Raw genomic sequence first — 18,358 nt, 5'->3', positions numbered from 1 at the left:
CCCGGGGCGGCTACCGCGCTCCCCGGGGGGGCGCCGCCCCCCACCACCACACCCCCCCGGTAAAACAAAACCCGCGGTACAAACAAAACGCCCCCCCCGGCCCCGGGGGCCGGGGGGCTCTTCGTGTCGGTGGGGGGACGAGCTAGAAGCAGTCTTCGGCGCGGCTGGCCGCGGCCCATTCCTCAAGGAGGAACTCATACGCCTCGGAGGGCCACTCGCCGTCCACCCGGCTCTCGACGAGGTGCCGGATCGCGTCGTTCGCCTCGGCGGCGGACGGGCGCGCGGGACCCGCGGGCTGGAGTGTCTGGTACATGGGTTCAAGGCTACGGGCGGGCACTGACAGCCACCTCCGGTTTAAGGGTGGAATCGATCACCCGGACCACCCCGGAACGGCGGCGCGGTCGCTTCATGTGCCCGCCCACCTGCTCAGAGTGCCTGCGCGGCCGGCTTGACCATGCCCCGCACTGTGCGCGACTTCACAAACTCGCCCATGGCCGTCATCTCCCATTCGCCGGAGAACTGCTTGATCAGCTTCGCCATCATGACCCCGGTCTGCGGCTCGGCGCCGGTGAGGTCGAAGCGGACCAGTTCCTCGCCGGTCGCGGCGTCGATCAGGCGGCAGTAGGCCTTGGCCACCTCGGTGAACTTCTGGCCGGAGAAGGAGTTGACCGTGAAGACCAGGCCCGTCGTGTCGGCGGGGAGCCGGCCGAGGTCCACGACGATCACCTCGTCGTCGCCCGCGCCCTCGCCGGTGAGGTTGTCACCGGAGTGCTTGACGGAGCCGCCGAGGATGGACAGCTTGCCGAAGTAGCAGCTGTCGATGTGGTTGCGCTGCGGACCGTACGCGATGACGGAGGCGTCGAGGTCGATGTCCCGGCCGCCGTACGCGGGCTCCCAGCCGAGGCCCATCTTGACCTGGGAGAGCAGCGGGCGGCCGTTCTTGACCAGGGAGACCGTCTGGTTCTTCTGGAGGCTGACCCGGCCCTTGTCGAGGTTGACCTTCCCCGCGCCGGGCGCGGGCGCGGCGGGCACGGGCGGGGCCACGGGGGCCGGAGCGGCCGCCGCGGGGGTCGCGGCGCCGAGCCAGGGGGAGGGCGGGTACGCGGCCGGCGCCGGGGGAGCCGGAGGCACGGGCGGAGCCACGGGGGTCGGGGCCTGGGCGGCGGGGGCCGGAGCCGGCTCGTCCTCCACCGAGACCCCGAAGTCGGTCGCGATGCCGGCGAGGCCGTTCGCGTACCCCTGGCCGACCGCGCGGACCTTCCACACGCCGCCGCGCTGGTAGACCTCGACGACCACCAGGGCGGTCTCCGTACCGAGCCGGGGCGGGGTGAAGGTGGCGATCACCGCTCCGCTCGCCGCGTCCCGCACGGTGGCGGTGGGCTCGATGCCCTGGAAGGTCTGCCCGGCCGCGTCCGGACTGGCGGTGATCACGATCCGCTCGATCCCCTGCGGCACCGAGCCGGTGTCCACGGTGATCGAGTCCGGTGTCGTACCGCCGCCGGACCGGTACTCGACACCGGGGCCGGCCGGCTGGTTGAAGAAGATGAAACCGGCGTCGGAACGCACCTTGCCGTCGGCGGCGAGGAGCAGCCCGGACACGTCGAGCCGCACCGGGGCAGCCACGTCGACCGTCACCCGGACGGTATTGAGCGGCAGGTTGGAACCAGGGGTCATAGCGGTCATGCCGGGAGAACGACCGAGGCCGCTTTGCCGTTCCCTTACTCTCCGGCGAGATTTCGCCGGGTCCCGTGGCCGATCCGCCACGGTTCCGGTGCTGTCGGGGTGTGGTCCGGGGGCGGTCCGGGGGGCGGTTCTCAGCCCCGGTTCCTGGGGTGGTTCTTGGCCATCCGCTCGTTGCCGAACTTGTAGGCGCCGGTCCAGCGGGCCATCACCAGCTGTGCGTCACCGGCTTCGACTTCGGCGAGGAACTTGTCGGCGCGGCTGCCCCGCAGGGTGGTCGCGGCCCGACCCTGGTGGGTGATGGCGACGGTGTGGCCGCCGAGCTGTTCGTACGAGAATCCGTGTGGTCTGGGCATGGGCGCAGACTGCCGCCCCCGGGGCGGGGGCGGCAACGCATTAAGCGGGCCGGCAACGCGTCAGGCCGGCCGGCACCGCCTCAGGCGGGCCGGTCGCCCGTGACCCGGCGCGGCAGCCCCAGCGGGTTGGCCTCCCGCAGCTCCGGCGGGAGCAGGGCGTCCGGCACCGACTGGTAGGCCACCGGACGCAGCCAGCGCTCGATCGCGGTACCGCCGACCGAGGTGGAGTGGGAGGTCGCCGCCGGGTAGGGGCCGCCGTGGTGCTGGGCCGGAGCCACCGCGACACCCGTCGGCCAGCCGTTGACCACGATCCGCCCGGCCAGCGCCGTGACCCGGGCGATCAGCTCCGCCGCGGGTCCCGGGCCGCCGGCCGCCTCGGCCGCCGACAGCTGGAGGGTGGCGGTGAGGTTCCCGGGGAGCCGGCCGAGCAGGGCCCCGGCCTCGCCCTGGTCCGCGTATCGGACGAGCACGGTGACGGGGCCGAAGCACTCCTCCAGGAGCACCTCGTAGGGCCCGCCCTCCAGCAGGGTCCGCGCCGGCAGGCTCAGGTAGCCCGCGCCGACGGTGTGCGCGCCCCCGGAGCCGGGGGTGACGGGGGCGTCGACCCCGGGCAGCGCGGCGCGCTCGCGGACCCCGGCGACGAAGTTCTCCCGCATCCGGTGGTCGAGCAGGACCCCGGGTTCGGTTTCGCCGAGCGCCTTGCCGAGCGCGCCGGCGAGCCGGTCGCCGTCCGCGCCCTCGGGTACGAGGACCAGGCCGGGCTTGACGCAGAACTGGCCGACCCCGAGGGTGACGGATCCCGCCAGCCCGGCGCCGATCTCCTCGGCGCGCTCGGCGGCGGCCGCCGACGTGACCACGACGGGGTTCAGGGAGCCCAGTTCCCCGTGGAAGGGGATCGGCACGGGCCGCGCGGCGGCGGCGTCGAACAGGGCCCGCCCGCCCCGGATGGAGCCGGTGAACCCAGCGGCGGTGATCAGCGGGTGGCGGATCAGCTCCAGGCCCGCGTCGAACCCGTGCACCACGGAGACCACTTCGGGCGGCAGCCCGGCGGCGACGGCCGCCCGGCGCAGCAGCGAGGCGCACAGCTCGGAGGTGGCCGGGTGGTCGGGGTGCGCCTTGACCACGACCGGGCAGCCCGCGGCCAGCGCGCTGGCGGTGTCCCCGCCGGGGACGGAGAAGGCGAGCGGGAAGTTCGAGGCGGCGTACACCGCGACCACGCCCAGCGGCACCTTGTAGCGGCGCAGCTCCGGGCGGGGCGGGGTGGTGGTGGGGTCGGCGCGGTCGATGCGGATGTCGAGGTGGGAGCCCTCGTCCACGGCGTCGGCGAAGGCGCGCAGCTGGCCGGTGGTGCGGGCGAGCTCGCCGGTGAGCCGGCCGGGGCCGAGCGCGGTCTCGGCGTCGGCGGCCTCGATGACGTGCGCGGCGGCCTCGTCGAGGAGATCGGCGGCGGCGCGCAGGAAGGCGGCCCGGGCGACGGCGTCGGCGAGCGCGACGCGGGCCGCGTGGGCGGCGCGCACGGCTTCGTCCACCTCCTGGGGTGTGGCCTCCACCGCAACCTGCTCGCGCTGCTTCCCGGTGCGGGGGTCCACACTCCAGACTGGTGTTGCTGCCATGGCGAACTGCCTCCTGGATCTACGCTGACCCGCACGGATGCGTTCAGTATTCTGAACGCCGTTCCGCTGGATGAATGATCACATCCTGTGGGGACTCTATTTCCGCGCCTTCCGGTCTGACAAGGGACGAACCGGAGCCGAGCCGGAACCGGGCACAGCGACAGAGGGGCACGAAGGCGAATGACGACAGCTGAGTCGGGGGGCTCGGGCGCACCGGCGGCCGTCAAGTCGGCGGTGCGCACGGTCCAGTTGCTGGAACACTTCGCTTCGCGGCCGGGGCTGCACAGCCTGGCCGACATCCAGAACGACCTCTCCCTGCCCAAATCCAGCCTCTACATGCTGCTGCGCACCCTGGTGAACCTGGGCTGGGTGGAGACGGACGCGACGGGTACGCGGTACGGCATCGGCGTACGGGCGCTGCTGGTCGGCAGCTCGTACATCGACGGGGACGAGGTCGTCGCGGCGGCGCGGCCGACGCTGGACCGGCTCTCCGACGATACGACGGAGACCATCCACCTGGCCCGGATGGACGGGACGAGCGTGGTCTATCTCGCGACCCGCCAGTCCCAGCACTATCTGCGGCCCTTCACCCGGGTCGGGCGGCGGCTGCCCGTGCACTCGACGGCGCTCGGCAAGGCGCTGCTGGCCACGCACACCGACGAAGAGGTACGGGGACTCCTGCCGCGGCGGCTGGAACCGGTCACCGAGCACACCATCACCGACCGGGACCGGCTCATCGACGAGCTGGCCCTGGTGCGGGAACAGGGGTACGCGGTGGACCGGGAGGAGAACACGCTCGGGCTGCGCTGCTTCGGGGTGGCGGTGCCGTACCGGACGCCGGCCCGGGACGCGGTGAGCTGCTCGGTGCCGGTGGCGCGGCTGACGCCGGGGCACGAACAGGCCATCAAGGCGGCGCTGTTCGAGGCGCGGGACCGGCTGTCGGTGGTGACGCGGCGGATGTAGGCGCGGGCGGGGCGGCGGAGGGCGCGGTTCCTCCCCCGGGCGGGGGAGGCGGTTCCCCTTCACGGGGGAGGTGGCGGCGCGGCGGACGCGGGACCGTTGGGTCATGACCACACGAGCGGTTCACACGAGCGATACGGACTTCGCCACGCAGCCGTCGGCCCCGGCCCCCGCCCTGGGGACCGGGCGGCAGATCCTGCGGGCGGCGGCCCTGGCCGCCACCCTCCCGTACCTGGCGCTGAAGGCCGCCTGGCTGGGCGGGAGCAGGATCGGCATACCGGACGGCAGCGTGCTCCTGGAGCGCGGGCTGTTCTTCACCGTGGCGAACGCGGCCACGCTGGTCATGGACGCCACCGTGATCCTGCTCGTGCTGGTGCTCACCCGCCCCTGGGGCACGAGGGTGCCGTCGTGGCTGATGATCCTCCCGGTCTTCGTCGCGACCGGCCTGCTCACCCCGATCCTCACCGCGTTCCCGGGCCAGATGCTCGTCAAGGCGCTGGGCATGGGGGCGGACGAGGCGGCGCAGGCCGCCCGGGTGCCCTTCCTCGACCCCTGGGTGTTCAACGTCGTCTACTCCGGCTTCATGCTCCAAGGACTCGCCCTGGCCGGGCTGTTCGTGCCCTATGCGCGGGAGCGCTGGGGCACGCGCTGGCAGGGCGTGCTGGGGAAGAGGCTCCCGTCACCCACGGGGGTGGTGGCGGGAGCCTCGGCGGCGCTGGGCACGGTGGTGGCCGCGACGCACCTGTACTGGGCCTTCGGTGGCACGGCCGGGCTGAGCAAGGACCAGGTCGCCGTGTACTCCGCGGAGACGGGCGTGGTCAACGTGGTCCACGCGCTGTGCGCGCTCGCGGCCGCCGCCGGGGTGCTGCTGCTGGCCCGGGGCGGGGACCGGGCGGTGCGGTGGCCCTTGTGCCTCGCCTGGATCGGGTCGGCGGCGACCTTCAGCTGGGGGGCGTGGCTGCTGATAGCCGTACTGGGCCCGGACGTTGCGGGCGGAAGCCCCTCCACGATGATCTACCTGGCCTACTCTGGTCAGATGATCACCGGAATGCTCGGCGCGGCCGTCCTCACCCGGTTCCTCGCCTCCCGCCGCACGGTGTGATGAAGGCGGGGGCGAGCGGCGGCCCGAGCCGGCTGCTGGGGGCGCGGGCCCGGCTGCGGTGGGTGCACCTGATCCTCGGCGGGGCCCTGCTGATGCCGTACTTCCTGCTGACGCAGGTGGTGGTCGGGGTCCTCGGGGGCGGGGTCAACGCGCTCAACTCGCTGCCGCTCAGCCTCGCCGCCTACGCCCTGGCCCTGCCGCTCGTCGCCGCGACCGGGCTGTTCGGACTGGTCCGGCCGATGTCGGTGACCGCCGTCCGAGCCCTGACCGGGGTGGCGGGGGAGCGGCTCGCGCAGGGACCGGCCCGGACTTGGGCCGCCAGGGGAAGGACCTCCGCCTGGTGGACCGTGCACCTCGGGGTCGGGGCGCTGGTCAGCGGAATGACCCTGGCGGTGCCGCCCGCCGCGGTGGTGCTGATCGCCCTGCCGCTGGTGAGCGGGTTGCGGGAGGTGCCGCTCAGGTTGGGCTGGTTCGACGTACGGGCCGGGGTGTACCTGGCCCCCCTGTTCGGGATCGGGCTGCTGACCGGGCTCGTCCTGTGCGCCGTCGGGGCCGGGGCGCTGCTGGTCCGGCTGGCGCCGGTGCTGCTCGGGCCGACGGCGGCGGACCGGCTGGCGGCGGCCGAGGAGCGGGCCGCGGACCTGGCGGTGCGCAACCGGCTGGCCCGCGAGCTCCACGATTCCGTCGGGCACGCGCTGAGCGCGGTCACCCTCCAGGCGAGCGCCGCCCGGCGGGTGCTCGACACCGACCCCGGCTTCGTACGGGAGGCGCTCGCCGCGATCGAGGACACCACCCGGCGCACGGTGGGAGAGCTGGACGCGGTGCTCGGCCTGCTGCGGGAGGGCGACGGCACGGCGGCCGGCGGCGGCTCCGGTGCCGGGGGAGCCGCGCCCGCGCCGACGCTGGCCGGGGACCTCGACGGGTTGCTGGACCGGAGCCGGGCCTCCGGGACACCGATCGCCGCCCTCCAGGACCCGGGACCGGCCGGGGACTGGGAGTGGCTCCCGGCGATCGCCTCGCGCGAGGCGTACCGGATCGTGCAGGAGGGGCTGAGCAACGCGCTGCGGCACGGGGAGGGCCCGGTCGATCTGCGGATCCTCGTACGGATGCGCGGCGGACACGAAGAACTGGAGATCACCATGACGAACGAACCGGCCGCCGCTGCGGCGGCCCGGACCACCGGGGGACGGGGGCTGCGCGGGGCCGCCGAGCGGGCCGTGCTGCTCGGCGGGCACGTAGAGGCCGGGCCGCACGCGGGCCGCTGGCGGCTGCGGGCCGTCCTCCCGCTCGGCGGGGGCCCGCGATGACCCCGCCGGCCCGGCCGCCGCTGCGCATCGTCCTGGCCGACGACGAGCGGATGGTCCGCACCGCCCTGCGCGTCATCCTCGACGCCGAGCCCGATCTGGAGGTCGTCGGGGAGGCGGCCACCGGCGCCGAGGCCGTGTCCGTGGTCCGGGCCCTGGCCCCGGACGTGGTGCTGATGGACGTCCGGATGCCCGAGGTCGACGGCATCCAGGCGACCCGGCGGATCCTCGCCACCATGGACGCCCCGCCGCGGGTCGTGGTGGTCACCACCTTCGAGAACGACGCGTACGTCTACGACGCGCTGCGCGCGGGAGCCGCCGGGTTCCTCCTCAAGCGGTCCCACCCCGACGAGCTGATCGGCGCGGTCCGGCTCGTGGCCCGCGGGGACTCGCTGCTCTTCCCGGCGGCCGTCCGCTCCCTGGCCGCCGCCCACACCCCGGCCGGCGCCGGACCGGGCGCCGCGCCCTGGGTGGCCCGGCTCACGGACCGGGAGGCCGACGTACTGCGCCTGATGGCCGCCGGGCTGTCCAACCACGAGGTGAGCGAGCGCCTCGGGGTCGGTCCGCAGACGGTGAAGACGCACGTGGCCGCGGTGCTGGCCAAGACCGGCTCCCGGGACCGTACCCAGGCGGTCATCGCGGCGTACGAGGGAGGTTTCCCCATGAAGAAAGGCTGAGAACTCCGCCACAATCGGGGCAGAGCGGAACGGCCGGCACCGCTGGGACGTCCTTCTGGGGGATGAACAAGACGATCAGGCGTGCGTCGGTCTTCTGTCTGCTTCTGGTGCTGGCCCTTTTGGTGCGGGTCACCTGGGTGCAGGCATATCAAGGCCAGGCCCTCGCAGACGACGAGAACAACCGGCGGAACCTCATCGGGAAGTTCGAGAACCCGTTGGGGAACATCATCGTGGGCGGTGAACCGATCACCGGCTCCACGAAGACGGGCGGCAAGGACTTCGCGTACAAGCGGACGTACACCGACGGACCGCTGTACGCGCCGATCACCGGCTACAGCTCCCAGGCATTCGGGGCGAGCATGCTGGAGGGCGTCTACAAGGACGTCCTCAACGGCTCGGACAACCGGCTCAAGAGCATCATGGACACGCTCACCAACAAGCGCGCCTCCCCGGGCAACGTCCTGACGACCATCGACAAGGACGTCCAGAAGGCGGGCTGGGACGCCCTCCAGGACAAGCAGGGCTCCGCCGTGGCCATCGACCCGGCCACCGGCGAGATCCTGGCCGTCGTGAACAACCCGACCTTCGATCCGGGCACCATCGCCGGCGCGGGCGAGGCGGAGCAGAAGGCGTGGGACGCGCTCGGCGCCGACAAGGGCAAGGCCATGGAGAACACGGCGCTGCGCAAGCCGCAGGCACCGGGATCCACCTTCAAGCTGGTCACCCTGGCGGCGGCCATCGAGGACGGCCTGGTCACGAACATCGACACGCCCACCGGGATCCCCGGCGACTACACGATCCCCGGCACCGTGACCAAGCTGCCCAGCGAGGCGGGCAACGAGGCCTGCAACAACGTCTCCCCCCGGACCGCGCTGAAGCTGTCCTGCAACAACGTCTTCGCGGAGTTCGCCCACAAGCTGGGCCAGGGGAAGATGCGCGCCATGGCGGAGAAGCTCGGCTTCAACGTGGTGCAGAAGGTCCCCGTGTGGACCAACCCGACCAGCAAGTACCCGAAGGACAAGATGTCGGTCGACCAGGTCGCGCAGACCGGTATCGGCCAGTTCGACGTCCAGGCCACCCCGCTCCAGATGGCGATGGTGACGGCCGCGATCGAGAACGGCGGCAAGCTGGTCTCCCCGCACGAGGTCTCCGAGGTCACCGACTCCAACGGCAACGTGCTGGAGAGCTTCAAGGACCCGAAGTCCCAGCAGGTGATGAACGAGAAGACCGCCTCGATGATCCGCGACGCCATGAAGACGGTCGCGACCGAGGGCGGCGGCAAGAACGCCCTGGTCGACGGCGCCGAGGTCGGGGCCAAGACCGGTACCGCCCAGCGCGGCGTGAACAACAGCCTCGCGCCGCTGGCCTGGTTCACCTCGTACGGGAAGCTGAACGGCAAGCAGATCGTGGTGGCCGTCGTGATCGAGCGCTCGGACACCGACCGCTCCGAGATCGGCGGCGGCAAGCTGGCCGCTCCCGTCGCGCAGAAGATGATGGAGGCGTGGCTGAAGAAGTAGCCTCGCCCGGCAGCCCCGTACGCGTCTCGCACGTGTCCCGTACGTGTGGCCGAATCCGGTGGGTTCCCGATGCGCGGGAAACGCGGCCGGGCCCCCCCGGGGTGCCCGCCCCGTGTCGTGTGCAATTAACCGACCGCCCAACCCCCCCCCCCCGGACCCCACGCCCCCCACCACAACCCGGCCCCGGCGCCCCCCCCCCCTGCGCGGCCCCCCGCGTCAGGGGACGGGGGCCCCCCAGGGGGGGGGCCCCCGCGGCGCGCCCCCCCCCCCCCCCCCCGACGGGGTTCCCGGCGCGTTTCCTTGTCCATGATCCGGACAGCGCACCCCGCCGACCTCGACGCCATCGCCGCCCTCCACACCCGGGCCCGTGCCACCTACTACCGGGGCCGGATCCCCGAGGAGAGCTTCGGCGGCGCGGCCGAGCTGGCGCGCACCCGCGAGGGCTGGTCCCGGGCGGTCACCCGGACCGGCACCGACGGCGGGGTGCTCTGCGCCGAGCGGGACGGGGAGCTCACCGGGGTCGCGGCCTTCCGCACCGACGGCGGCGAGACCACCCTGACCCAGCTGCACGTGGACCCCGTCCACTGGCGCCGGGGCACCGGGGCCGCCCTGCACGCGGCCTGCCTCGACGCCTGGCGCCGCGCGGGCATCCGCAGGGTCCGCCTGGAGGTCTACGAGCACAACCTCCGCGCCCAGGCCTTCTACGCCACCCACGGCTGGCTCCCGGACCCCGCCGGAGCCCAGGCCGGTTCCCACCGCATCCTCTGGCTCACGGTGGGGGAACCGTCCGGGGAATGAGACCGGACCGGGATTGGTTGAACCCGGAACAGTTGATTCCGTGGAGAGAAGAAGGAACATGCGCGTCGAGATCTGGAGCGACATCGCCTGCCCGTGGTGCTACATCGGCAAGGCCCGTTTCACCAAGGGGCTGGCCGAGTTCGCGCACCGCGACGAGATCGAGGTCGTCTTCCGCTCCTTCGAGCTCGACCCGAACGGGCCCAAGGGTGAGGTGGCCCCCGTCCTGGAGATGCTCGCCAAGAAGTACGGCCGCACCCTCGACGAGGCCCGCGGCATGGAGGAGCACGTCGCGGCGAGCGCCCGTGCCGAGGGGCTGACGTACCGGACCGAGGGCCGCGACCACGGCAACACCTTCGACATCCACCGCCTGCTGCACCTGGCCGCCGCCCGCGGCCGCCAGGAGGAGCTGCTCGACCTCGCCTACCGCGCCAACTTCGGCGAGGAGCGCTCCGTCTTCGACCCCGAGACGCTGGTCGAACTCGCCGTGGAGGCCGGGCTGGACGAGGCGGAGGCCCGCACGGTCCTGGCCGACGACTCGGCCTACGCCGCCGAGGTGCGGGCCGACGAGCGGGAAGCGGCCGAACTGGGCGCGAGCGCCGTACCGTTCTTCGTGCTCGACCGCCGCTACGGAATCTCCGGCGGCCAGCCCGCCGAGGTCTTCACCCGGGCGTTGGAGCAGGCATGGGCCGGGCGCGAGGTCCTCACCCCGGCCGCCCCCGACGGCGAGGTGTGCGAGCCCGACGGCAGCTGCGCGGTGCCGCAGCACTGACACCGCTTCGGGGCGGCGCTTCGGGGCGGCACTTCCGGGTGCCGCTCCCGGGCGGTTCTGCATAAGTAATCCTTTGGTGTAGCGCGCAAAACCCGGCAATGGACTTTGGGTTGATCCTGGCGCAGAGTGAAGCCATGGATCTCCTGCCGCCCGAAGCCGTGCGCGCCGAGTTCGCGCACTCCACCACCTACCTCAACACCGCCACGTGCGGCGTCCTCCCGCGGGTGGCCGTCGCCGAGGTGCGGAGCCTGGCCGAGGCCGCCGGGGCCGGAATCCCGGCCGGATTCGGCGACTTCGGCCGGGTGGACCGGGTCCGGGACGCCTTCGCCCGCCTCGTCGGGGTGGCCCCGGATCGGGTGGCCGTCGGCTCCGCCGTGGCCACCCACGTCGGACTGATCTCGGCCGCCCTCCCGGCCGGATCCGAAGTCCTGTGCCCCGAGGGCGACTTCGCCTCCGTCATCAATCCCTTCGTGGTGCGCGACGACCTCAAGGTCCGCTTCGCCCCGCTGGAGTCGATCGCCGAAGCCGTCGGCCCGGACACCGCGCTGGTCGCGCTGAGCGCCGTACAGTCCGCCGACGGGCGTACGGCGGACCTGGCGGCCGTACGCGCCGCGACCGACGCCCACGGGGCGCGCATGCTGGTCGACGCCACGCAGGCGGCGGGCTGGCTGCCGTTCGACGCCTCGCCGTACGAGTACACGGTCACCGCCGGGTACAAGTGGCTGCTGGGCGCGCGCGGGGTCTCGTACCTCACGGTCTCGGAGGAAGCCCAGTCCACGCTGACCCCGTTGCACGCAGGCTGGGTGGCGGCCGAGTCGATGTGGGACTCCACCTACGGCCCGATGACCGAACTGGCCCACGGAGCGCGCCGCTTCGACGAGTCCCCGGCCTTCCTCGGCTACCACGCCGCCGAACCCTCGCTGGCCCTGCTGGAGCGGATCGGCATCGAAGCCGTCCATGCCCACGACACCGCCCTGGCCGCCCGCTACCGCGCCGGCCTCGCCCGGCTGGGCCACGAACCGGTCCCCGGCGACGCCCCGATCGTCTCGGTCCCGGGACTGGCCGACCGCCAGCCCGCCCTGCTCGCCGCGGGCATCGCCACGGCCGCCCGCGCGGGCAACCTGCGGGCCTCCTTCCACCTCTACAACACGGAGGCGGACGTGGACCGGCTGCTGGACCTGCTCTCGTGAGGTCCTGAGGTCCTGAGGTCCTGAGGTCCTGAGGCCTTGAAGGCCGTCCGTCAGGCGGACGGCGCCGCCGACCAGGCCGCCCCGGCTGCCGCGAGGCCCGCGGCCGGGTCCAGGGACAGGGCCGCGGCCAGGGCCACCAGGCAGGACCGGACGGTTTCCAGGGAGGCCGCCGGCCCGTAGTGGTTGACCCGGACCATCTCCTGGGCCAGGGCGCCGCCGCCCGCCACGAGGGGGACCGCCGGGTCCGCCGCCAGGGCCTTCGCCGCCACCAGGGAGGCCTCCGGGACCCGCAGGGTGGTGGCCACGGGGGCGGCCGCCGCGTCCTGGGCCACGTACGGGGCGATGCCCAGCGCCACCGCGCCCGCGCGGGTCGCCGCCGCAGCGGCCGCGTGGCGGGCCGTCACGGCGGGCAGGCGCTCGGCCGCGATGCGGTCCAGGCAGGCCTCCAGCGCCAGCATCTCCAGCTGCGCCGGCGCGTGCGGCAGCGCCTTGCGCCCGCCGTCGATCCAGCGCTCCTTCCAGTCGAGGAGGGAGAGGTACGAGCGCCTCGGGGCGGCGGGGTTCGCGGCGAAGCGGGCCCACGCCCGGTCCGAGACCGACACGGCCGAGACGCCCGCCGGTCCGCCCATCGCCTTCTGCGCGCCGATCACGCACAGGTCCACGCCCCACTCGTCCGGCAGCAGCGGTTCCGCGCCCACCGAGGCCACCGCGTCCAGCATGAACAGCGCCCCGTGGGCCCGTACGGCCTCGCCGATCTCCGCCACCGGGTTCGTGTTCCCGGTGGCCGCCTCCGCGTGCACCAGCGAGACGAAGTCGATCTCCGGGTGCGCCGCCAGGGCGTCCGCCACCTGCGCGCCCGTGACGGCGGTGTCGAAGGGGACCGCGAGGTCCACGACGGTGGCCCCGCAGTCGCGCAGCCAGTTGCCGAAGGTGGTGCCGTAGGGGCCGGTCACGATGTTCAGCGCGGTGGAACCGGGCCGCGCGCCGGAGCGGATGCACCCCTCCAGGGGGAGCAGCGCCTCGCCCTGCGTGATCACCACGTCGGCCCGGGTGCCGAGCAGCTCCGCGACGCCCCGCTCGATCGACGCGAACCGCGCGGCGGTCAGGGGCGGAAGGTCCAGGAGGGGGTGGCTCACGGTGGTGCTCTCTTCGTCCGAATCGGTTGTCTCGGGTTGTCCGGAATCGTCCGGAGCGACCTGGAGAGCCTACCGATCACGCACGTACAGTGCCGACATGAGCGACGACGTCAAAGGTGACCCCGGTGTTGTGCTGCACGTGAAGGGGCGGGTGCTGGTCGGGCCCGAGGAGGTGCGCGACGAGCTGTGGGTGATCGGCGGGCGCGTCTCCTACGAGCGCCCGCGCGGGCCCGGCGAGATCACCGAGGTGTCCGGCTGGGTGCTCCCCGGGCTGGTCGACGCGCACTGTCACGTGGGACTCGACGCCCACGGACCCGTGGACGCGCGGACCGCCGAACGCCAGGCCCTGGCCGACCGCGACGCCGGCACCCTCCTCATCCGCGATGCCGGATCCCCGTCCGACACCCGCTGGATCGACGACCGCGAGGACCTGCCGAAGGTCATCCGGGCAGGCCGGCACATCGCCCGCAGCCGCCGCTACATCCGCAACTTCGCCCACGAGATCGAGCCGGCCGACCTGGTCGAGTACGTCGCCCGCGAGGCCCGGCGCGGCGACGGCTGGGTCAAGCTGGTCGGCGACTGGATCGACCGCGAGGTGGGGGACCTGACCGCCTGCTGGCCGCGCGCCGAGGTGGAGGCGGCCATCGCCGAAGCCCACCGGCTCGGCGCCCGGGTCACCGCCCACTGCTTCGCCGAGGACTCCCTGCGCGACCTGGTCGAGGCGGGCATCGACTGCGTGGAACACGCCACCGGGCTCACCGAGGACACGATCCCGCTGTTCGCGGAGCGCGGGGTCGCGATCGTCCCGACCCTCGTGAACATCGCCACCTTCCCGAAGATGGCGGCGGGCGGCGAAGCCAAGTTCCCCGGCTGGGCGGCGCACATGCGCCGACTGCACGAGCGCCGCTACGACACCGTCCGGGCCGCCCACGACGCCGGCATCGGGGTCTACGTGGGCACGGACGCGGGAGGTTCCCTGCCGCACGGCCTGGTCGCCGCCGAGGTGGCAGAGCTGGTCAAGGCCGGGATCCCGCCGCTGGAGGCCCTCTCGGCGACGACTTGGGGGGCGCGCGAGTGGCTCGGCAGGCCCGGCCTGACCGAGGGGGCGCCGGCCGACCTGGTGGTCTACGCGAGCGATCCGCGGGCCGACGTACGGGCGCTGGCGCAGCCGCTGCGGGTGGTGGTGAACGGCAACGTGGTCGCCTGAGTTGACCGCGCGTGACGCGGGCGGCCGCCCGGTCGTTAGAGATGCCTTTCGGGGGCGCGAGGTGCGCACCGGCCGTGACGGGAGGGAACTGCCGTTCCGGATGGGGCGTATTTATTCGAACCTATGCGTGGAAACCACCCTTTGGGGTGAACTCACGCCGGGTTGGCACCCGTTCACTCTCAGTGCGTAAAGATTCCGGGGTCGAGGCCGTCGGCGCGCGCAATGTCCCCCATTGGCGGCGCGACGGCTCCCATCTCCCTGGGGGTTCCACCACCTTGAACAGCAACACCTTCCGCATGCCCGTGGCCGCGCTCCTCGCCACGGGAGCGGTAGCCCTCCTCGCCGCCCCGCCCGCCTTCGCCACCGGGCAGCACGGCTCCGGCGAAGGAAAGGCCGGCGCCGTCGTCCTGCGCGCCGGACTGGACGTGGGCCTGCTCAACAAGACCGTGCACGTCCCGCTGAAGGCGACCCTCAACGAGGTCACCGCCCCGGCGGACGCGACGAAGACCGCGCTGACCGTCACGCTCGACGGGGTCGAGGGCGGAGCGCCGGTGAGCGTGCTGCGCGCCGACGTCGCCACTTCCATGGCCACCGCCGACGGGCACCGCGCCCAGGCGGAGGCCAACCTGGCCAAGGCCCGGGTGCACGTGCCGGGACTGCCGGCGCTCGCCCTGATCGAGGTGGAGAAGGTCACCTCCAAGGCCGTCTGCGAGGCGGGCAAGAAGCCGGTGGCCAGTTCCGCCGTCCCCGGTGCGGTGACCGTCCTCGGCAAGAAGATCACCGTTGCGGCGAGCGGGCCCACCAAGGTCGAGGTCCCCAAGGTCGGCCTGGTCAGCCTGGAGCTCTCCGCCGCCGGGACCACCTCCTCCACGGCCGCCGCGACCGCGCTGAGGCTCAAGGTGTCCGTGAACCCGCTCGATCTGAACGTGGCGCAGGTGGAGGGCGAGATCGTGCTCGCCGAAGCGCACTGCGACTCCCCGGTCGGTGCCGGCCCCAGCCCCTCGCAGACCCCCGACATCAAGCCCCAGACGGGGACCTCGCAGACCTCGGGCGGAACCGGCACCGGAACCGGCACCGAGGCCAACCTCGCCGAGACCGGCGGCGGTTCCCTCACCCCGTACGTCACGGGCGGGGCGCTGATCCTGCTCGGCTTCGGCGCCGCCGCGCTGGTCGCGACCCGGCGCGGCAGGGCCTCGTAGCCCCTTTGCCGCTCGGCTACTTGACGGCCCGCGTCAGACCCTGCTCGGCGGCGCCGCGCGACATCACGGCCTCGGTGACCTCGCGGTCCACGGCGGTGTACGTGGCGTCGGCGGATCCGGTGGAGTCGCAGGAGGCGCAGACGACGCGGAACGGCGGCCGCATGTCCGAGTACTGCGTGAGGTACTCGGCCTTGGTCACCTCCCACCGGCCCGGATGGGCGGCCGAGGGGGTGAAGGTGAAGCGGGGGATCGAGGACATGTTGCCGCGGGCCTTCTCGGCCTCGTAGAAGCTGGCCACCTGGTCGCCCATGCCGTACACGACCCAGGTGCCGTTGATCTTCTCGTAGGGCTGCGGCACGTGGTTGTGCGTGCCCAGGATCAGATCGATGTCGGGGAGGCCGTCCGCCCCGCGCGAGGCGGTCAGCGCCTGAGCCAGTTTCAGCTGCTGCTCGTCGGGCGCCGTCTGCCACTCGGAGCCCCAGTGGACGCTGAGGACGACGACGTTCGCGCCGGCCGCGCGCGCGGCGCGGGCGTCGTCGATGATCCGGTTCTGGTCGATCAGGTTCACGGCCCAGGGCTTGCCGGAGGGGAGCGGGACGCCGTTCGTCCCGTACGTGTAGTCCAGCTGAGCGACCTTGGCGCCGCCGGCTTCGAGCAGGGCCGGGGCCTTCGCCTCCTCGGCGCTGCGGGCCGAGCCCACGTGGCGGACGCCGACGCGGTCGAGGTTGTCCAGGACGCGGACGAGACCGTCGTACCCGTCGTCCAGGGTGTGGTTCGAGGCGGTGGAGCAACTGTCGTACCCGGCGTCCTTGAGGGCGTCGGCCAGTTGGTGCGGGGCCTTGAAGAGGGGATATCCGGTGTAGGGGCCGCCGGGCCGGCCGTACGGTATCTCGTGGTGGCATATCGCCAGGTCGGCGGCGGAGACGATGGGCTTGACCCCGGCGAGTATCTTCCGGAAGTCGTAGCCGCCCCGCTCCGCGGAGTCGTCGGCGGCCCGCTGGACGATCGACGGGTACGGGATGATGTCGCCGGTCCCGACGAGCGTGAACGGCTTCGCGCCGGCGGGGGCGCTGGCGGCCGGTGTGGAGCTCGCGCCTGATCCCGGCTTCGCTCGGAGCCGCTGCTCGGCGGAGGCCTTGCCGGTGCCGTCCTTGCCGACCAGGTTCGGTATGCCGAACGCCGCGCCTCCCACGACGGCCAGTCCCGCCGCGGCCACGCCTATTTTCCCCGCTGTCTTCATCCCCGTACCCCCCGGCTCACATGATCATTTCCTCCGGAAATACTCGCGCACCCCGGATCCCGCGACCACTCCCGCCCCCGCGAATACGGCCGTCCGGGTGATGCGGCGCGCTCAGCGGGCGGTCAGTGCGATGTCCAGGGCCTGGAGGAGCCGGCCCGTCGTCGCGCGGTCGCGGACCGCCAGGCGCAGCCAGGAGCGGTCCAGGCCCGGGAAGGTGTCCCCGCGGCGGGCGGCGAAGCCCAGCGCGCGCAGCCGGGTGCGGACCTCCATCGCGCCCTCGATCCGGATCAGTACGAACGGGCCCTCCGCCACGCCCGCCACCGAGATCTCCTCGAACTCCGCGAGCCCGGCGAGCAGGTGCTCCCGGTCCACCGCGATCTGCCGGGCCGCGGCCTCCGCCTCGGCCAGCGCCGCCGGAGCCACGCAGGCCTCGGCCGCCACCAGCGCCGGCGTGGAGACCGGCCACAGCGGCTGCGCCGCCGCCAGCTTCGCGATGACCGCGGGCTCGGCCAGCACGTAGCCGATGCGCAGCCCGGCCAGCCCCCAGGTCTTGGTCAGGCTCCGCAGCACCACCAGCCCCGGTATGTCCGTCCGCCCGGCCAGCGCCTCCCGCTCGCCCGGGACCGCGTCCATGAACGCCTCGTCCACCACCAGGATCCGGCCGGGCCGGGCCAGCGCCGCCAGGGTGGCCGCCGGGTGCAGGACCGAGGTCGGGTTGGTCGGGTTCCCGACCACCACGAGGTCGGCCTCCTCCGGCACCGCCGCCGGGTCGAGGCGGAAGCCGTCCGCCGCGCGCAGCAGGACCCGTTCCACCTGGTGGCCCGCGTCGCGCAGGGCCGCCTCCGGCTCGGTGAACTGCGGGTGCACCACCACCGGCCGTACGCAGCCCAGGGCCCGCGCGATCAGCACGAAGGCCTCCGCGGCCCCCGCCGTCAGCAGCACCCGCTCGACCGGCAACCCGTGGCGCAGGGCCACCGCCGCGCGGGCCCGGCGGCCGTCGGGATAGGCGGAAAGGGCGTCGAGCGAAGCCGCGATCCGGTCCTTCAGCCACTGCGGGGGCGTGTGCGCCCGTACGTTCACGGCCAGGTCCACCAGCGCCGCGCCCGCGTCCGCCACCTCCGCGTCCCCGTGGTGGCGCAGGTCGTGCGTGTGGGCCGTCGCGACCGCGCAGGTCGCCGCCACCGACCGGCGCTTGGGTACGAGGAGCTCCCCGCCCCCCGCCAGGGCGGCGGCCTCGGCCACCGACGGGGTGCCGGCGGCCTCGCGGGCCGTGTCCGAGGGGTGCGGCACGGCGATCCCGGCCAGCCGGTCGGCGGGATAGCTGAGCAGCGGCACGCCGAAACGTTCCGCCGCGCCCGCGATCCCCGCCTCCACCGCCTTCGCCTCCACCGTGGCCAGCGCCGTCACGGCCTTCGCCGACAGCCCGGCACCGCGCAGGGTCTCCTCCACCAGCGCGCAGACCTCGGCCACGGACACCCCCGCGCGGCCGCCGACCCCGACCACAAGCTGCGTCGTGTACTCGCCCACCAGGTTCACCCGTTCCATTCGGTCTCAGTCGGTTTCAGTCGTCGTGCTCGTCGTGCTCGTCGGGCTTGTCGGGGTTTTGGTGT

At 73.5% G+C, this 18,358-nt stretch carries 17 protein-coding genes; 10 read left to right on the top strand and 7 right to left on the bottom strand.

Annotated elements, in window-relative coordinates:
- Positions 1–142: 142 nt before the first annotated feature.
- From ACFXDJ_RS23900 to ACFXDJ_RS23885, 4 genes are all read right to left on the bottom strand, one after another.
- Positions 143–313, bottom strand: coding sequence for a hypothetical protein (locus ACFXDJ_RS23900; RefSeq protein ID WP_384652656.1), 171 nt, complete (start codon positions 311–313; stop codon positions 143–145).
- A 113-nt stretch (positions 314–426) separates the two neighbouring features.
- Positions 427–1,674, bottom strand: coding sequence for a TerD family protein (locus ACFXDJ_RS23895; protein WP_384850266.1), 1,248 nt, complete (start codon positions 1,672–1,674; stop codon positions 427–429).
- Positions 1,675–1,814: 140 nt separating this feature from the next.
- Positions 1,815–2,036: a hypothetical protein gene (locus ACFXDJ_RS23890; RefSeq protein ID WP_384652658.1), complete on the bottom strand. Its 222-nt coding sequence runs from the start codon at positions 2,034–2,036 to the stop codon at positions 1,815–1,817.
- Positions 2,037–2,116: 80 nt separating this feature from the next.
- Positions 2,117–3,649: an aldehyde dehydrogenase (NADP(+)) gene (locus tag ACFXDJ_RS23885; protein WP_384652660.1), complete on the bottom strand. Its 1,533-nt coding sequence runs from the start codon at positions 3,647–3,649 to the stop codon at positions 2,117–2,119.
- Between the two features lie 180 nt (positions 3,650–3,829).
- Here ACFXDJ_RS23885 and ACFXDJ_RS23880 point away from each other — a divergent pair, with 180 nt between their 5' ends.
- The 8 genes from ACFXDJ_RS23880 to ACFXDJ_RS23845 all read left to right on the top strand — a co-directional run bounded on the left by ACFXDJ_RS23880 (position 3,830) and on the right by ACFXDJ_RS23845 (position 11,966).
- Entirely contained in the window at positions 3,830–4,612 is a 783-nt protein-coding gene (locus ACFXDJ_RS23880; protein WP_384652662.1) for an IclR family transcriptional regulator, read from the top strand.
- 103 nt (positions 4,613–4,715) lie between these two features.
- Entirely contained in the window at positions 4,716–5,711 is a 996-nt protein-coding gene (locus ACFXDJ_RS23875) for a hypothetical protein (RefSeq protein WP_384850250.1), read from the top strand.
- On the top strand, positions 5,711–7,018 hold the full coding sequence (locus ACFXDJ_RS23870) for a sensor histidine kinase (protein WP_384850247.1): 1,308 nt from the start codon (positions 5,711–5,713) through the stop codon (positions 7,016–7,018). The genes ACFXDJ_RS23875 and ACFXDJ_RS23870 overlap by 1 nt, the downstream gene beginning before the upstream one ends.
- Positions 7,015–7,692, top strand: a complete 678-nt coding sequence (locus ACFXDJ_RS23865; RefSeq protein ID WP_384659621.1) for a response regulator — start codon at positions 7,015–7,017, stop codon at positions 7,690–7,692. The genes ACFXDJ_RS23870 and ACFXDJ_RS23865 overlap by 4 nt, the downstream gene beginning before the upstream one ends.
- Before the next feature lie 62 nt (positions 7,693–7,754).
- A complete protein-coding gene (locus ACFXDJ_RS23860; RefSeq protein WP_384659623.1) occupies positions 7,755–9,209 on the top strand; it encodes a penicillin-binding transpeptidase domain-containing protein in 1,455 nt (484 codons plus the stop codon).
- A 306-nt stretch (positions 9,210–9,515) separates the two neighbouring features.
- Positions 9,516–10,007, top strand: coding sequence for a GNAT family N-acetyltransferase (locus tag ACFXDJ_RS23855; RefSeq protein WP_384659625.1), 492 nt, complete (start codon positions 9,516–9,518; stop codon positions 10,005–10,007).
- Positions 10,008–10,065: 58 nt separating this feature from the next.
- Entirely contained in the window at positions 10,066–10,776 is a 711-nt protein-coding gene (locus ACFXDJ_RS23850) for a DsbA family oxidoreductase (protein WP_384659628.1), read from the top strand.
- 134 nt (positions 10,777–10,910) lie between these two features.
- On the top strand, positions 10,911–11,966 hold the full coding sequence (locus tag ACFXDJ_RS23845; protein ID WP_384659631.1) for an aminotransferase class V-fold PLP-dependent enzyme: 1,056 nt from the start codon (positions 10,911–10,913) through the stop codon (positions 11,964–11,966).
- 50 nt (positions 11,967–12,016) lie between these two features.
- On the opposite strand, the gene ACFXDJ_RS23840 is transcribed toward ACFXDJ_RS23845, so the two are convergent.
- Positions 12,017–13,102: a pyridoxal-phosphate-dependent aminotransferase family protein gene (locus tag ACFXDJ_RS23840; RefSeq protein WP_384659634.1), complete on the bottom strand. Its 1,086-nt coding sequence runs from the start codon at positions 13,100–13,102 to the stop codon at positions 12,017–12,019.
- Between the two features lie 97 nt (positions 13,103–13,199).
- On the opposite strand from ACFXDJ_RS23840, the gene ACFXDJ_RS23835 reads away from it, so the two are divergent.
- Together ACFXDJ_RS23835 and ACFXDJ_RS23830 are read left to right on the top strand one after the other, a co-directional pair.
- The gene (locus ACFXDJ_RS23835) at positions 13,200–14,309 is read left to right on the top strand and encodes an amidohydrolase family protein (RefSeq protein WP_384659636.1); all 1,110 of its coding nucleotides are present in this window, start codon (positions 13,200–13,202) and stop codon (positions 14,307–14,309) included.
- Positions 14,310–14,584: 275 nt separating this feature from the next.
- Positions 14,585–15,508 carry an SCO1860 family LAETG-anchored protein gene (locus tag ACFXDJ_RS23830; protein ID WP_384659638.1) on the top strand — a complete coding sequence of 308 codons (924 nt, stop codon included), beginning with the start codon at positions 14,585–14,587 and terminating at the stop codon, positions 15,506–15,508.
- Positions 15,509–15,524: 16 nt separating this feature from the next.
- Here the strand turns inward: ACFXDJ_RS23830 and ACFXDJ_RS23825 are convergent, their stop codons facing one another.
- Together ACFXDJ_RS23825 and cobC are read right to left on the bottom strand one after the other, a co-directional pair.
- The gene (locus ACFXDJ_RS23825) at positions 15,525–16,748 is read right to left on the bottom strand and encodes a CapA family protein (RefSeq protein ID WP_384659640.1); all 1,224 of its coding nucleotides are present in this window, start codon (positions 16,746–16,748) and stop codon (positions 15,525–15,527) included.
- A gap of 111 nt (positions 16,749–16,859) precedes the next feature.
- Positions 16,860–18,293 carry an Rv2231c family pyridoxal phosphate-dependent protein CobC gene (gene cobC, locus ACFXDJ_RS23820; protein ID WP_384659643.1) on the bottom strand — a complete coding sequence of 478 codons (1,434 nt, stop codon included), beginning with the start codon at positions 18,291–18,293 and terminating at the stop codon, positions 16,860–16,862.
- Positions 18,294–18,358: the final 65 nt, after the last annotated feature.

The organism is Streptomyces sp. NPDC059443 (genome assembly GCF_042750105.1).
Classification (GTDB): Bacteria; Actinomycetota; Actinomycetes; order Streptomycetales; family Streptomycetaceae; genus Streptomyces.
This window is presented reverse-complemented; position numbering and strand designations above follow the sequence as displayed.